13 protein-coding genes and 1 pseudogene are annotated in these 14,568 nt (G+C 72.6%); 5 read left to right on the forward strand and 9 right to left on the reverse strand.

Going from position 1 to position 14,568, the window contains the following annotated elements; all coding sequences use genetic code 11:
- Position 1 precedes the first annotated feature (1 nt).
- Both ACFU95_RS10835 and ACFU95_RS10840 read right to left on the reverse strand, forming a co-directional pair.
- Positions 2-1,192 (reverse strand): hypothetical protein, encoded by a 1,191-nt coding sequence (locus tag ACFU95_RS10835; RefSeq protein ID WP_383824846.1) that lies wholly within the window; start codon positions 1,190-1,192, stop codon positions 2-4.
- 106 nt (positions 1,193-1,298) lie between these two features.
- Positions 1,299-5,186, reverse strand: a complete 3,888-nt coding sequence (locus ACFU95_RS10840; protein WP_383824849.1) for a CHAT domain-containing protein — start codon at positions 5,184-5,186, stop codon at positions 1,299-1,301.
- Between the two features lie 165 nt (positions 5,187-5,351).
- On the opposite strand from ACFU95_RS10840, the gene ACFU95_RS10845 reads away from it, so the two are divergent.
- The gene (locus tag ACFU95_RS10845) at positions 5,352-5,978 is read left to right on the forward strand and encodes a glyoxalase (RefSeq protein WP_383824852.1); all 627 of its coding nucleotides are present in this window, start codon (positions 5,352-5,354) and stop codon (positions 5,976-5,978) included.
- 41 nt (positions 5,979-6,019) lie between these two features.
- Here the strand turns inward: ACFU95_RS10845 and ACFU95_RS10850 are convergent, their stop codons facing one another.
- The 3 genes from ACFU95_RS10850 to ACFU95_RS10860 are packed head-to-tail and all read right to left on the reverse strand — an operon-like array spanning position 6,020 to position 7,978.
- Positions 6,020-6,646 carry a YigZ family protein gene (locus ACFU95_RS10850; RefSeq protein ID WP_383824854.1) on the reverse strand — a complete coding sequence of 209 codons (627 nt, stop codon included), beginning with the start codon at positions 6,644-6,646 and terminating at the stop codon, positions 6,020-6,022.
- A 34-nt stretch (positions 6,647-6,680) separates the two neighbouring features.
- On the reverse strand, positions 6,681-7,223 hold the full coding sequence (locus tag ACFU95_RS10855) for a SixA phosphatase family protein (protein WP_383824857.1): 543 nt from the start codon (positions 7,221-7,223) through the stop codon (positions 6,681-6,683).
- A complete protein-coding gene (locus tag ACFU95_RS10860) occupies positions 7,220-7,978 on the reverse strand; it encodes a hypothetical protein (protein ID WP_383825007.1) in 759 nt (252 codons plus the stop codon). Before ACFU95_RS10860 ends, ACFU95_RS10855 begins: the two co-directional genes overlap by 4 nt.
- 312 nt (positions 7,979-8,290) lie before the next feature.
- Here ACFU95_RS10860 and ACFU95_RS10865 point away from each other — a divergent pair.
- Positions 8,291-8,695: pseudogene (locus ACFU95_RS10865) on the forward strand (CoA-binding protein); the annotation flags it as partial.
- An 88-nt stretch (positions 8,696-8,783) separates the two neighbouring features.
- A complete protein-coding gene (locus ACFU95_RS10870) occupies positions 8,784-10,007 on the forward strand; it encodes a 4-hydroxybenzoate 3-monooxygenase (RefSeq protein ID WP_383824860.1) in 1,224 nt (407 codons plus the stop codon).
- A gap of 13 nt (positions 10,008-10,020) precedes the next feature.
- Here the strand turns inward: ACFU95_RS10870 and ACFU95_RS10875 are convergent, their stop codons facing one another.
- Positions 10,021-10,380, reverse strand: a complete 360-nt coding sequence (locus ACFU95_RS10875; protein ID WP_383824863.1) for an ArsR/SmtB family transcription factor — start codon at positions 10,378-10,380, stop codon at positions 10,021-10,023.
- Between the two features lie 61 nt (positions 10,381-10,441).
- On the opposite strand from ACFU95_RS10875, the gene ACFU95_RS10880 reads away from it, so the two are divergent.
- Complete coding sequence (locus tag ACFU95_RS10880) at positions 10,442-11,533, forward strand: cation diffusion facilitator family transporter (RefSeq protein ID WP_383824866.1); 1,092 nt, start codon at positions 10,442-10,444, stop codon at positions 11,531-11,533.
- Positions 11,534-11,561: 28 nt separating this feature from the next.
- On the opposite strand, the gene ACFU95_RS10885 is transcribed toward ACFU95_RS10880, so the two are convergent.
- Complete coding sequence (locus ACFU95_RS10885; RefSeq protein ID WP_383824869.1) at positions 11,562-12,119, reverse strand: YbaK/EbsC family protein; 558 nt, start codon at positions 12,117-12,119, stop codon at positions 11,562-11,564.
- A 43-nt stretch (positions 12,120-12,162) separates the two neighbouring features.
- Complete coding sequence (locus ACFU95_RS10890) at positions 12,163-12,735, reverse strand: XRE family transcriptional regulator (RefSeq protein WP_383824872.1); 573 nt, start codon at positions 12,733-12,735, stop codon at positions 12,163-12,165.
- A 103-nt stretch (positions 12,736-12,838) separates the two neighbouring features.
- On the opposite strand from ACFU95_RS10890, the gene ACFU95_RS10895 reads away from it, so the two are divergent.
- A complete protein-coding gene (locus tag ACFU95_RS10895) occupies positions 12,839-13,696 on the forward strand; it encodes a DMT family transporter (RefSeq protein ID WP_383824875.1) in 858 nt (285 codons plus the stop codon).
- Between the two features lies 1 nt (position 13,697).
- Here ACFU95_RS10895 and ACFU95_RS10900 read toward each other — a convergent pair whose 3' ends face one another.
- Positions 13,698-14,495: an acyltransferase gene (locus ACFU95_RS10900; RefSeq protein WP_383825010.1), complete on the reverse strand. Its 798-nt coding sequence runs from the start codon at positions 14,493-14,495 to the stop codon at positions 13,698-13,700.
- Between the last annotated feature and the right edge of the window lie 73 nt (positions 14,496-14,568).

Below are 14,568 nucleotides of genomic sequence, written 5' to 3' on the forward strand. Positions count from 1 at the left end.
CCTAGTCGGCGTCGGCCGGGAGGTCTGCCATCACCTCGGCGATGGCCGTGGCAACGTCCGGCAGATCCCAGTAGGCGGAGTGGGTCCACAGCCCGGTGCTCGCGGCGTGCGGGACCGGCCGGTCGGCCGGGCTGCTTCCGTCGTTGAGCCGGAAGACCTGCGAAGCGGCGAAGGCCAGCATGTCGAGGGGCTCCCAGAGATTGGTCCAGCGGCCGAGCGAGGCGGGAAGCTGGACCGGCGTCTGCCCGGAGTAGGGCAGGAGCTGCCCACCGCGTGGGTCACAGACGTGGAAGAAGGCCGACTGAGAGCCGAAGGTGACCAACCGCTCGGTCCAGAGCGGCTCGTGCGCGGTCGCCATGTCCACCGCGATGACGCCGCCAAGACTGTGCGCGACCACCCGTACGGGACGCTCCGGGCTGCGACCGAGCAGCGGGTCGACCTCGTCGATCCGGGCCCGGACACGTGCGTGAATCGCGTCGCGGTGCCGCTGGTAGACCAGCACATCGCCCAGGAAACGAGTCGTGCCGGGCCCGAAGCGCGTGCGTACGGCGTCGTTGACGCGCCCGGCCACGGCACCGATCGCCGCGCCCGCGATCCGATCGAAGTCCTGGAGCCGCCGCCGGACCAACTCGCGCAGTCGGCCGGGCTCGCCGGCCGGGGCCCCACGCAGACCGTCGTATCCATACGCGTCGGACGTGAGGGCGTCCTGGTCCAGCAGAGCCTGAGCCAGGGCCCGGCCGGTCTCGGCCAGCAGAGCGGGGTCGCCGGTTCGGCTGAGCCAGCGGGTGTCCGGCCACTCCGTGGCAAGGCAGGCCATGACGTCGTCGGGTGTCGGTCCGCCCGGTCCTGGGGCGTCCCGCAGCGGACCGGGGTCGGACTCCAGCTCTTCGCGCAGAGCGGTGTCGATGATCCCCAACTGGTCGGCGAGATACGACTGGTCGGCGAAGAGGTAGGACGGAACCGCGCTCGGCGCCTCGTCGCGCATCACGCCGCCGGGCCCGCCGGCCGGCCGGGGTGCCGTGTCCCGGGTGGGGAGGGCGGCGGTGATGAAGCGTTCCTCCGCGCCGAGATCACCCCAGTACACCGGCACCATGGCGAGTTCCGTCGCGGCCTGGAGGGCGGTCACAGCGTCGGTGAAACCGTCGAGGTCGCGGTTGGCGACACCGTGGATGACGAAGACCGGGTCCTTCACGTACTGACTCCCTCTGGGTAATGGTGCTTGCGGTGGTGCCGCGGCTGCCGTACACCGCGTGCGCGAGCCCTGTCGGATCATCTCCGCCGGGCAGAGCTCCCCTCCTTCACGCGAGGGCGGCTCGGGCGGCGGGGCTGCCGTAGACGGCGTAGGCGAGCCAGGTGGGGTCACCTCCGTGGTCGCGGATGGCTTGCCGGGCCCTCATCGACGCCTCCCCCAGCGGGAGTCCGTCAGTGACCAAGTGAGTGTAGAAGGCATCCGCATAGGCCAGTGCCGAGTCCGAACGCACCGGCCACAGGGTTCCGATGAACGCGCCCGCGCCCGCTTCGAGGAACTGGGGGGCCCACCCCAGGGAGGTGGCGTACCAGTCAATCTGGCCGGCGCTGCGGCACGCGTTGAAGAAGACCAGCGGGCGCGTGTCGCCCAGGGCGCGGGATCCCTGAGCGGTCGCGAGGTCCAGCGGGTCGAAGGGGCCGTCCGCCATGGTGACCTGGGAGCCGGCCTCCGTGAACGCGTTGTGGCAGGCGAAGTGCAGCAGTCCGTCCAGCCCCTCGTCGATGCGGCTCTGGATCTCCGCGCCGCTCGTCAGGACGCCGCCGTCGCCCATGACAGGGCCGAACCGGGCGCGCAGAGCGGTGACCTCCAGTCCCGCCTCGGGTGGTGATCCGGGCGGTACGACGAAAGTGGCCCGGGGCAGGAGAAGTTGCCGTACCCGCTCCTGCCCGAAGACGCGACGGACAACGGGAAGCCATTCGGCGAGGAAGCCGTCGCCCTGCTGTGTTCCGTCGAGCGGGTACAGCAGCTCCCACGGCACCACGTCGTGCTCGCCGAGCACGGTGAAGGCGCGGATCTTGTCGGTTTCCCGCCAGAACTGTCCACGCACCGCGTCGGGCACAGCGGCCCGCCAGAGGGCTACTCCCAGGTTCTGCAGACGTCTGCGCACCTGTCGGGCATCCGTCCGGACGCCGGCCGCGGCCGCGATCCGGCGCAATTCCCGGTAGATGTTCTCCGTGGCCTGCCGGGGGTCGCCGGCCTTCAGCTGGAACGCCGGCGCGTAACTGGTCTCGCTGAGCAACTGGAAGGTGTAGCCGTCGGCGGCCCTGAGCACCTGGAGCGTCACCTCGCCCGGGTCGAAGGCGAGCGAGTCGAGCGGCGCCGTGCGCGGCGCTCCGTCACGGGCGGGTACATCCGCCTGGACCGAGATCTGCAGCCGCAGTTCCCCGAGGAAGGACCCCCCTCGGAACGCGCGCACCGTGACCGTGTGCAGTCCGGGCCGGTCGGTACGCAGGCCGAAGCGCAGTACATCGGAGTCCCGCCCCGTCTCGACGGACAGCTCCTGCTGCAGGTCCCCCAGCGCCAGCAGCCCCGGAGCGTGCACGGTGATCAACAGCCGGGCCCCCTCGGGGGGCAACACGAACGGCCGCAGGGCCACACCCTCCTGGCCGCCACCGCGGGTGACCTGGACGTGCAGCGGTACCTCGCGGCCCGGCGACGCCTGCTCGGCGAGCTCCGCTCGCAGCCGACGCCGCTCGGGGCGGTCGGCCTGCCCCCCGATTACGGGGCCCCCGAACGTTCCACCGCTGAAGTCGATGGTGTCGCCCGTCAGGAACGGCGGAGGGGAGGGCCGTATGGTGCCCGTCGGCGCGGCTCGTCCGAGGGACGGCACGGGGCGATCACGCCGGTCGTCCTCGGTGGTCGCCTCACCCCGCGGGTACGCATGCTCCCGGGCCGTGTGCGGCACCCCGGCCAGATGGTTGCGCAGGGCGAGGTGCCGGAAACGGTAGAAGGGGCCCGACGGACTGAGCACGCCCAGGACACATGCGTGGGTCAAGAACCGCTGGAGCCGCAACGGCACGCGCCCGCGCAGCGCCAGGTACAGGCGGGCGACGGTGTAGTTCGCCCAGGTGGAACCGCTGAGCACGACCGCGGCACCGAAGGTCCATGCCGCCGCCATGGCATCGGCCGGTGCGGGTGCCCCTGGAATCGCCGCGCTGTCGAGCAGTGGCCGCGACAGCGCACCGAGCAGGACGACGCCGGTCACATTGACGAGCGTCACCCGTCGGGCGGCGTCCAGGGTGGAATGGGGACTCGCGACACCGCGCAGCGCGACGACGCGCCTCAGGTCCCGCAGCAGCAGTACGACCAGGAGCAGGCAAATGCTGAGAACCAGGGGTGTTCGCGGGGACGCGAACCACAGCACGGCCAGGGGAAGCGCCCGTGTGGAGGCCAGCACGGTTGCCTCGACCGCCCTTGGCGGTCCCGTCCGCGCACCCCGATCGGCATCGGGGGCGCCCGGAGGCATCGGGAGGCCCGCGGCCAGGAAGGCCACCAGGGCAGCGGTCCCGGCGATCAGCAGACCAGTCCTGGCGCCGTAATCCAGGTCCTCCGGACTCGTCCGCCCCGTAGCCATGAAGAGCAGCGCGAGCGCCGCGGCGCCGACCGCGCCGCCGCACAACCACGTCATCACCATCAGGCGCACCGGTCGGTGCCGCCACCGCCGTCTCCCGGACAGGCCGTCCCGGACGCCGATGATGGTCGCGGTGGCCACGGCACCGACGAGGGTTTCGCGGGCCGCCGCCAGGGACGTCGGCAACGCCGCGTCGTAGGCGACGAGGGCGGCCAGGGGCACATGGAGCAGGGCCGCGGTCAGTGTCCAGATCAGGACACGGCTCCATGTGCGGGTCAGCCCCGCCACGTCGAGGTGCAGCTTCCACCAGGCCAGTACGGGCGATTCACGGCGGGTCAGGGAGCGGGCGAGGAACGACAGATACCGACGCGCCCTGACCGGATCCCACCCATGACCCTGCCGGGACTGACGCTCGCGCCCGAGCGACGCCGACATGGCCCGGTCCAGCAAGTGTTCTTCGATGTCCGCGGCCGTGTGGAAGCGCCTGCCGTCCAGGAGTTCACTGGGGTCGACGTCCGGACCGGCATAGGCGGAGCGGACCAGCACCACCCCCACCGGGCGGGCGAGCACCCGGGCGACAGCGCTGTCGGGGTGGCGGGCGAGGAAGCCCGCCAGAGGTAACCACCGGTCCCCGGGAAGCGCTGTGCCGTGGCTCAGATGACCGATGGCGTCCTGGGGAGCAAGGGGGCCCGGAGCGACCGTCGTCATCGTTTCGGCCATCGACGGCGGCCACAAGTCGGACCACTTCCGGCAGGTCAGCACCAGCGGCGCTGTGGTGGGGTAGTACCGCGTCAGCGTCTCAAGCACCGCTCCGCGAGTCTCGGCGGGCAGTTCGTCCAGACCGTCCAGCACGGGGAACACCCGGCCGTCGGCGATGAGGTCCTCGGCCGTCGTCCGATCAGCGGGTGTGTCGGAAAACGTGTCGAAGATGGCTGCGATCTGCTGTTGCGCCCAGTCCGTCAGCGTCGCTTCCCGAGGGTCGTACGAGGTGAGGTGCAGCAACACCGGAACGGGGTCGTCGCTGGTGCGCGACTCCAGCAGTTCGCGCGTGAGCAGCACCGCGAGGGCGCTCTTGCCCGCCCCGGGCGGGCCGGTGATGATCAGACGTCGGGTCGGCAACGCGCGGAACGCGGCAGCCAGCTGCTCGTGACGGCCGGTCCTGAACAGGACGGTGCCGCCGCCGAGTTGGCTGTACGAGCGGCCGCCGTGCGGGTCGGTGACGGCCCAGTCGACAGGCAGCAGCCGGGATTCCCCGAGCCCCGCCTCACGGACCACGGACCCACAGCGCCACCGCTCCCATCGAGCCAGGCGTTCCGCGGGCGCGTCGACGGCCTGACGGCCGGTCACCTCCGCGAAGCCGGAAGAGCCACCCACCAGGAGAAGAGCCAGCACACCGATCATCGACGCCGCGAAGACGATCACGGCGAGGGGTGCGCCCGCCACGGCCCACAGGAACGCCCCGGCGGGAACCGCCACCGACAGCGCTGTCCACACGACGGCCCCACCGAGGCTCTGCCACCGAAGACCGGTCGCGCCGACGCCTTTCGAACCCGGGTGCATCTCGTCCCGACCGTGCTCAGCGTTCACTGCCCATGTCCCATCCGGTCTGCTCCGCCCCGCTCACTCTGGCAGGAACCGCCCGGCGAGGCGCGCCGTTCGGCACCGCACGGCATCGAAATGCGGGATCCGGTCCGGCGTAGTGGTCAGGAATCGAGAAGCGTCGGTCTCGGTGCCGCAGCTACCGTCGTCGACATGACCTCCATCGAATCCGTCACCCTCGAGGTGGCCGACGTCACCGCCGCCGACCGCTTCTACACCGCGGCCTTCGGGCTGGGCGACCAGGTACTGCTGCGGGCCTCCGAGGCACCCACGACCGGCTTCCGCGGTTTCACGCTGTCCCTCGTGGTGGCCCAGCCGGCGAACGTCGACGCCCTCGTCGACGCGGCCGTGGACGCCGGCGCCACGACACTGAAGCCCGCGGCCAGGTCGCTGTGGGGTTATGGGGGTGTCGTCCAGGCCCCGGACGGGACGATCTGGCAGGTCGCGTCGTCGTCGAAGAAGGACACCGGCCCGGCCACCCGGCAGATCGACGAGATCGTGCTCCTGCTCGGCGTGCAGGACGTGAAGGCCACCAAGCAGTTCTACGTCGATCATGGCCTCGCCGTGGCGAAGGGGTTCGGCAGCAAGTACGTCGAGTTCGCCACCGGGTCGGGTCCGGTCAAGCTGGCGCTCTACAAGCGCCGTTCCCTCGCCAAGGTCGCCGGCGTCTCGCCCGACGGCACCGGATCGCACCGCCTGGTGATCGGCGGCGATGCCGGGCCGTTCACCGACCCGGACGGGTTCACGTGGACGACCGCATCGCGGACCGTGTCGCGGTGAACCGGGTCGCCCCCTCCCGAGAGCGCCGGCCCCCGCGTCGGTCACGCGTCCCCGTACGCCTCTCCCCCGAGTTCGAATCCCGCCGCCCCCGCCGTCGCGTCCGCGAGCCAGGCCCGGAACGCCTCCACGTCGGCGTCCGGCAGGCCGATCTCGATGGTGACCGCCTCGCCGTACCGCACGTCCCGCACCTCGCGCCCGGTCGACCTCAGGTCGTTCTGCACCTTGCCCGCGCGCTGGTGGTCGACGGTCACCGTGGCCAGCCGGAAGCGGCGCCGCGTCAGCGTGCCGAGCGCGTCCAGCGCCTCGCCGACCGCTCCGCCGTAGGCCCGGATGAGCCCGCCCGCGCCGAGTTTGACGCCGCCGTAGTAGCGGGTGACGACGGCGACGACGTACCGCATGTCGCGGCGCAGCAGCATCTGGAGCATGGGGACGCCGGCCGTGCCGCCCGGCTCGCCGTCGTCACTGGCCTTCTGGATGGCGGCGCCGGCGCCGATGACGTAGGCCCAGCAGTTGTGGCTGGCGTCCGCGTGCTCCTTGCGGACGGCGGCGATGAAGTCCTGGGCCTCCTGCTCGGTGGCCGCCGGGGCGAGCGCGCAGAGGAAGCGTGAGCGGTTGACCTCGGTCTCGTGCACGCCCGCGTGGGCGACTGTGCGGTACTCGTCCTGCATCGGGCCAGCCTATGCCGACGTCCTGCCTTCGCTCTCACCGCTTCCTGCCCCGCGCCACCAGCACGCCCGTCAGCAGCGCCGTACCGGGCGCGAGGGCCTGCCAGGTGGTGCCGTGCCAGGCCAGTACGGCCATCGCCGAGGTCGGGAACTTCGTACGGACCTCGTCCAGCGCGTCGTCGAGGCCGTCCCCGGCGAGGTCCAGGACGAGCTCCTCCAGACCGGGGTTGTGCCCGACCAGGAGCAGCGTGCGGACCCCGGCGGACACCTCGTGCACGACGGCCAGCAACTCGGACACGTCCGCCGCGTACAGCCGCGGATCATGCTGCACCGGCGGCGGTGTGCCCCACTCCGCGGCCGCCAGTTCCCAGGTCTCACGCGCGCGCACGGCGGTCGAGCACAGGGCGAGGTCCGGCAGACAGTCGTTCTCGGCGAGCATCCGGCCCGCGACCGGGGCGTCACGGCGGCCGCGCGGGGCGAGCGGGCGTTGGTGGTCGGCGACGCCGTCCGGCCAGGCGGACTTGGCGTGCCGCAGGACGACCAGGCGGCGCAGCGGGCCCGCGCCCGGGCGCGCGGTCACGCGGGGCTTCCCAGGTCGTGGGCGAGGTCTAGGCCCAGGAGCCGGTCGGCGTAGGCGTACGTCTCGAAACGGGCGCCGTCCGGCAGGTCCGGCGCGGTCTCCACCCAGCGCAGGACGCCGAGGACCCCGGGCAGGTCGAGGTCGTCCTCCCATGCGGTACTCAGCTCCGCCCGCACCTCGTCGGGGATGGGCCGCGAGGGCTGCCGCGCCCAGGCCGCGACGGCACGGCGCCAGCCGACGAGGGTGTCATGGGCGTCGGTGAGCGCGGCCACGTCGAGCCGTACGGGCACGCTTCTGCGCCGGGACAGCAGCGCGAGGCGCAGGGCGGCGGGGTCGGCCTCCTCGGGGGGCGCGTCCGCGTGCACGGGCGCCACGGCGATCCGTACGCCGTCGGGTTCCGCGCCGCCCTCGCGTACGACGTGCAGGACCTGTGCCTCGCCGAGCCCCGACGCGGCGTCCCGACCGTCCTCGAAGGGCCGGATGCCGAGCGCCGCGGCGCCGGCCCGGAGCTCTGCCCGCTGCCGCTCCTCGTCGAGCAGCGCCCAGACCGGCGTACCGCCGAGTTCCAGCGCGCGGACGAGGAGATCGGCGACGAGCAGCACCCGTAGGGCGGTGACGTCGAAGCCCTCGGTATGCGCCTCGATGCGGGTCAGGCCCCGGCGGGCGGGCGCGGCGTCGACGGGCTCGCCGGTTCGGTCGTCGATGATGCGCAGCACGGAGCGAGCGTAGGCGGACACGCGCGCGTCCGCAGCCATCCGGCCCGCTTTCCGGTCAGCGTGGCGGGAGCCGGGGCTGCCGGGAGTCGCCTGGTCACCCATGGCCGTACGGTCTCTTCACGCGCGCGACACGCACGTCGTACCCGGGCATCGCCACCCCCTGCCGTGCGGACTGCCCGAACGGTACTGCGCCCCGGCCCGCCCGGACAGGAGTTCGGGCCCGGCTTCCGGGATCGGCCGGGCGCCGGTGCGCAGCCGCGGGGTGACGGCGGGAATCCTGGGGGGTCGCCGGCCGTTGTGGGTGATGAGAACAGCTGGACGGCAGCTGGACGAGGCACAGGGAGGCCGGCGGTGTACGGCGACGAGGCAGCGGTCCGCAGGATCCTCACCGAACTGGGCGACACCTGGGCCGTCGTGGGCCTGTCGTCGAACCAGCGGCGGGCGGCGTACGGAGTCGCCGAGGTCCTCCAGCGCTACGGCAAGCGCATCGTGCCCGTCCACCCGAAGGCGGAGACGGTCCACGGCGAACCGGGCTACGCCTCCCTGGCGGACATCCCGTTCGACGTGGACGTGGTCGACGTCTTCGTGAACAGCGACCTCGCCGGCCCGGTCGTCGACGAGGCGCTCGCCAAGGGCGCCGAGGCGGTCTGGTTCCAACTGGGTGTCATCGACGAGGCGGCGTACGACCGGGCCCGTGCGGCGGGCCTGGAGATGGTCATGGACCGCTGCCCGGCGATCGAGATACCGCGCCTGGGCCAGGGCCGTCAGGTGCCCTCCGCCGGCCTTCTGCCGAGGGGGCCCCTGAACCCTCCCCTCCTTCCCCGGCCACCTTCATAATGCTGGGGTGACCTCCCCTTCCCCCCACCCCGACTCCGCCGCCTCGCACCGCTTTCCGGTCGTCGTCGTGGGCGCCGGACCGGCCGGCCTCACGACCGGCAACCTCCTGCGGGCGGCGTCCGTCGACTGTCTGGTCCTGGAGACCGGGACCAGACAGTCCATCGAGCAGCGGCCGCGGGCCGGGGTCCTGGAGGAGTGGGCCGTACGCGGACTCCAGCGGCGGGGCCTCGCGGACACGTTGCTGGAGCGGGCGCAGCGCCACACGGAGTGCGAGTTCCGGTTCGCCGGGGAGCGCTACCGGTTCGAGTACGCGCAGCTCACGGGTGTTCATCACTGGGTCTACCCGCAGCAGTTGCTGGTGACGGACCTGGTGCGGGAGTACGCGGACGTGCGCGGCGGCGCCATCCGCTTCGGCGTGCGGGACGTGCGGCTGCACGACCTCGACACCGACCACCCCTCGGTGTCGTACACCTGCCCGGAGACGGGGCAACGGCAGGTCGTGCACTGCGACTTCGTGGCCGGCTGCGACGGCGCGCGCGGAGTGACGCGCACGGCGCTGCCCGCCGACCGCGCCCACATCTCCCGCACTGACTACGGCATCGGCTGGCTGGCGCTGCTCGCCGAGGCGCCGCCGTCCGCCGACTGCGTCCTGTTCGGCATACATCCGAACGGCTTCGCCGGGCACATGGCGCGCAGCGCCGAGGTGACCCGCTACTACCTCGAGTGCCCGCCCGGCGACGACCCGGAGAACTGGTCGCACGACAGGGTCTGGACGGAGCTGCAGCAGCGGCTCGGGGCGAACGGCGTGCCGCGGCTGACCGAGGGACGGCTGATCGAGAAGCGCGTCCTGGACATGCACAACTACGTCGTCGAACCCATGGTGTTCGGCCGTCTCTTCCTGGCCGGCGACGCCGCCCACCTCACCGCCCCCATCGCCGCCAAGGGCATGAACCTCGCTCTGCACGACGCCTTCCTGCTCGGCGACGGGCTGGTCGCGTACCTCACGAAGGGCGACAGCACCGGCCTGGACGGCTACTCGGCGGCCTGCCTGGGCCGGGTGTGGGACTACCAGGAGTTCTCCCACTGGCTCTCCGAGATCTACCACGGCACGTCCTCGGGCGACCCGTACCGCGCGGGCACCACTCTTGCCCGCCTCCGCCGCATCTTCGGCTCCCCGACGGCGGCGATCGCCTTCGCGGAGCAGTACCTGGGCGAGAACGCCGACTACTGACCCGCGTCTGCCCTCAGTCGTGCAGCGGCCGGTCGCTGAGCCGGTGGTCCGCCACGTTCAGCGCCTCGTCGACGAGGCGGCGCAGATGGCCGTCGCGGAGGGAGTAGACCACCCGGCGGCCCTCCTTCCGTGTGGTCACCAGGCCCGCGAGGCGCAGTCGGGCCAGATGCTGGCTGACCGCGGGCCGGGCCGCGCCGCACGCCTCCGTGAGCGTCGTGACGTCGGCCTCCCCCGCAGTGAGGGCATGCAGCAGCGTGAGACGGGTGCGGTCGCCGAGCAGGGCGAGGACCTCGGCGGCGAGCGCGAACTGTTCCTCGCCCGGGGTGCGCGGATGCGCATCGTGTGCAGATGACAGGTGCATGCGTGCGCTCATACGCACATAATGGCGTCGTGCGCGGCACACGTCCACTCCCGCGCACCGGAAGGGGACCACCGTGAGCGACCGGCACGAGCACGAGCACCACGACGGGCACGGACACCGCCACGCCCACGACCATCCCCACCCGCATCCCCGCCCCCACCCGCACCCGCACTCCCCCGGCGGCCTCCGCCACCGCCTCGCCCACCTCCTCAAACCCCACTCCCACGAGACCGCCGACAAGCTCGACTCCGCCCTGGAATCCTCGGCCCGCGGCATGCGCGCGCTGTGGGTCTCGCTGGCCGTGCTCGGACTGACGGCCCTCGCGCAGGCGGCCGTGGTGGTCGTCTCCGGGTCCGTGGCGCTGCTCGGCGACACGGTGCACAACACGGCGGACGCGCTGACCGCCGTACCGCTCGGGATCGCCTTCGTACTGGGCCGACGCGCGGCGACGCGCCGCTTCACCTATGGCTACGGACGGGCCGAGGACCTCGCGGGCATCGTCATCGTGCTGACGATCGCCGCGTCCGCGGCCTTCGCCGCGTGGACGGCCGTCGACCGGCTCCTCGACCCCCGCCCCGTGCAGCAGATCCCGGCCGTGGCCGTGGCGGCGATCGTCGGGTTCGCGGGCAACGAGTGGGTGGCCCGGTACCGGATCCGGGTCGGCCGCGCGATCGGCTCGGCCGCGCTCGTCGCGGACGGGCTGCACGCCCGCACGGACGGATTCACCTCACTGGCCGTCCTGTTGAGCGCGGGCGGTGCGGCACTGGGGTGGCAACTGGCGGACCCGATCGTGGGGTTGGCGATCACGGCCGCGATCACACTGGTGCTGCGGGACGCGGCCCGCGAGGTCTTCCGGCGTGTGATGGACGCCGTTGACCCGGCCCTGGTGGACCGGGCCGAGCGGGCGCTTCGTGAGGTCGCGGGGGTGCGCGAGGTGGGCGAGTTGCGGATGCGCTGGATCGGGCACCGGCTGCGCGCCGAGGTCGCGGTCGTCGTGGACGGCGACGTGACGGTACGTCAGGCGCACGCCATCGCCGTCGACGCCGAGCACGCCCTGCTGCACGCCGTCCCCCGGCTCACCGCGGCCCTGGTCCACGCCGACCCGGCTCCGGTGCCGGGCGAGGCTGATCCGCATCTCGCTCTCGCGCACCACACCGCGCCCTGAACTCGGGCGACGGGCCCGTACGGCGGGCTCAGGCGACTCCGAGGCCCTCCAGTACGACGGCCCCCGGCAGCTCCGCGAACGCCTTGCCCGGCACCAGCAGCTTGCCGCGCCGGCGCCCGCTGCCGACCAGCACGTACGGCAGGTCGACGACGGCCGGGTCCACCAGCACCGGCCAGTCGCCCGGCAGCCCGATCGGGGTGATACCGCCGTACTCCATGCCGGTCTCGCCGGTCGCGGTGTCCATCGAGGCGAACGACGCCTTGCGGGCGCCGAGTTGACGGCGTACGACACCGTTGACGTCGACCCGGGTGGTGGAGAGCACGACGCACGCGGCCAGTGTCGTCCCGCCGCCGCGCCTGCCCGCGACGACCACGCAGTTCGCGGACTGTTCGAGCAGTTCCTGCCCGTAGTGCTCGACGAAGACGGAGGTGTCGGCCCACCGCGGATCGGTCTCGACGTAGACGATCTGATCGGCGGGGACGCTGCCGTGCCAGTCGCGCACGGCGTCGGCGACCGGGCGGGTGAGCTCGTCCAGGCAGGCGGGGGCGGGCGTGGCGTTGTCGAAGCGTCCGATGGGTGCGTCCATGAGCGCACGCTAACAGGGCCGCCGAGGCCCCGCCCCGGGCGTCTCAGTGCACGAGCGGGACCGACACCGTCAGCGTCATCTCCATCGGGACGTCGCCCTGATTGGCGTAGGTGTGGGGGGCGTTGGCCTCGAAGGTGACGCTGGAGCCGGCCGCGACGCGGTACTCCACACCCTCGACGGTCAGGGTGAGTTCGCCCGCCGTGACGTGGGCGATCTCGACGGTGCCGACGGGGTGCGGGTCGGATCCGCTGCTCTCGCCCGGCATCAGCTTCCAGCCCCACATCTCCAGCGGGCCGGGGGCCTCCGTGCCCGCGAGGAGCTTGCTGTAGCTGCCCGCGTCGGTGTGCCACAGCCGGACCACCTGCTCGGGCGGGACGACGCGCACCTTGGGTCCCTGCTCGTAGTCGAGGAGGGTCGTGATGCTGACCCCGAGTGCGTCGCCGATCTTGACCACGGTGCCGAGGCTCGGATTGGTGCGGGCCTGTTCGATCTGGATGAGCATGCCGCGGCTGACCCCGGCCCGCGCGGCGAGCGTGTCCAGGGTGAAGCCGCGCTCGGTGCGCCAGCGCTTGACGTTGCGCGCCAGGGACTGGGTCAGCAGGTCGAGGTCCGACACATTCCGTCCTTGCGGAGTCCAATATTCTGGATGACAGGGTTCACCTGAATGCACTACCGTGAGGTGTCCCCGATCGTGCACCGAACTGTACTGCGAGGCTCCCGTGACAGCACTCTTCGCCCTGGCCACCAGCCTGCTGTGGGGGTTGGCCGACTTCGGCGGCGGACTGCTGACGCGGCGCACCCCGGCCCTCACGGTGGTCGTCGTCTCGCAGGCGATCGCGGCCACCGTGCTCGGCGTGATCGTGGTCGCCACCGGCGGCTGGAGCGAGGCCGGTCCGCGGCTGTGGTTCGCGGTCGCCGCCGGCCTGGTGGGCCCGATCGCCCTGCTCTGCTTCTACAAGGCGCTCGCGCTGGGCCCCATGGGCGTGGTCTCCCCGCTCGGCACCGTGGGCGTCGCCGTCCCGGTCGGCGTGGGGCTCTTCCTCGGTGAACGGCCCGCACTGACGCAGGTCGCGGGCATCGCGGTCGCCGTGCTCGGCATCGCGCTCGCGGGCGGACCCCAGCTGCGGGGCGCACCCGTGCAGCGGCAGGCCATCCTGCTCACGCTGGTCGCGGCCTTCGGCTTCGGCACGGTGTTCGCGCTGATCGCGGAGGCGTCGACCACCATCACCGGTCTGTTCCTGGCGCTCTTCGTGCAGCGCGTGGTCAACGTGGCGGCCGGCGGCGTCGCGCTCTTCGCCTCCGTCCGGCGCGGCGGCACCGCCCTCCCGGACGGCTCCTTCCCCTGGCGCTCCCTGCCGGCGCTCGCCTTCGTGGGCCTCGCCGATGTCGCGGCGAACGGCACCTATGTGATCGCCGCCCAGCACGGCCCGGTCACCGTGGCGGCCGTACTCGCGTCGCTGTACCCGGTGGTCACCGCCCTGGCCGCACGCGGCTTCCTGCGGGAGCGACTGCAGGGGGTGCAGGCGGCGGGCGCGGGGCTCGCACTGGTGGGCACGCTGCTGCTGGCGACCGGCTGACTCAGGACTCCGTGGCCGGCTCGGCGAGTCCGGCGGCCGCCTGCCCGTCGAGTTCCGCCAGCCTCGCCACCGTCTCCTCGTCCAGCTCGGCCAGCGCCTGGAGCTGCTCCGGTGTGATCCCGTCGGGTATCGGCACCGGCGCGGGCGTCCGCAGCGGCGGCTGCCAGCCGTCGTCGGGCGTCCAGCGCCGTACGACACGGGCGGGCGCCCCCGCCACCACGGCGTGGTCGGGCACCACGCCCCGGACCACCGCGCCGGCCGCCACCACGACGTTGCGCCCGATGCGCGCCCCCGGCAGGATCACGGCCCCGGTGCCGATCCAGCACCCCGGGCCGATCTCGACCGGCTCCATGCGCGGCCACTGCTTGCCGATGGGCTCGTGCGGATCGTCGTACGAGTGGTTCGTGGACGTGACGTAGACGTACGGGCCGAAGTAGCAGTCGCTGCCGATGGTGACCGTCGTGTCGGCGATGACGTGGCTGCCGCGGCCGAGCACGACGCCGTCCCCGATCCGCAGGATCGGATCCGGACCGAGGTCGAGGTCGGGCATCAGACCCGCGGTCAGCGTCACCTGCTCGCCGACGATGCAGTGGGAGCCGAGGTGGATCCAGGGTTCGCCGAAGACGGTGCCGAGCGGGAAGGCCAGCCGGGTGGCTTCGCCGATGGAGCCGAAGCGGAAGCGGCCGGGGCTGTCCGCCGTCACCGAACCCGTGCGCTGCACCCAGGCCCAGCCCGCGTGGACGGCGCGCTGCGCGAGGCCGCGCCGCCAGGACGAGAACGTGTTCTTGCGCTTGAGCACCCGCTCACCGTACTGAGCGTTCGGCTCCCTCATGCCGTCGAGGGCCTGTGATCTTCGCCCTACCGGGTGGCGT

Source organism: Streptomyces sp. NPDC057623 (genome assembly GCF_042800355.1).
Classification (GTDB): Bacteria; Actinomycetota; Actinomycetes; order Streptomycetales; family Streptomycetaceae; genus Streptomyces.

Coding starts and splice junctions, on each gene's coding strand:
- ACFU95_RS10845 (WP_383824852.1), top strand. CDS start 5,352: ATGACCTCCATCGAATCCGTCACCCTCGAGGTGGCCGACGTCACCGCC.
- ACFU95_RS10850 (WP_383824854.1), bottom strand. CDS start 6,646: ATGCAGGACGAGTACCGCACAGTCGCCCACGCGGGCGTGCACGAGACC.
- ACFU95_RS10860 (WP_383825007.1), bottom strand. CDS start 7,978: ATGGCTGCGGACGCGCGCGTGTCCGCCTACGCTCGCTCCGTGCTGCGC.
- ACFU95_RS10875 (WP_383824863.1), bottom strand. CDS start 10,380: ATGAGCGCACGCATGCACCTGTCATCTGCACACGATGCGCATCCGCGC.
- ACFU95_RS10885 (WP_383824869.1), bottom strand. CDS start 12,119: ATGGACGCACCCATCGGACGCTTCGACAACGCCACGCCCGCCCCCGCC.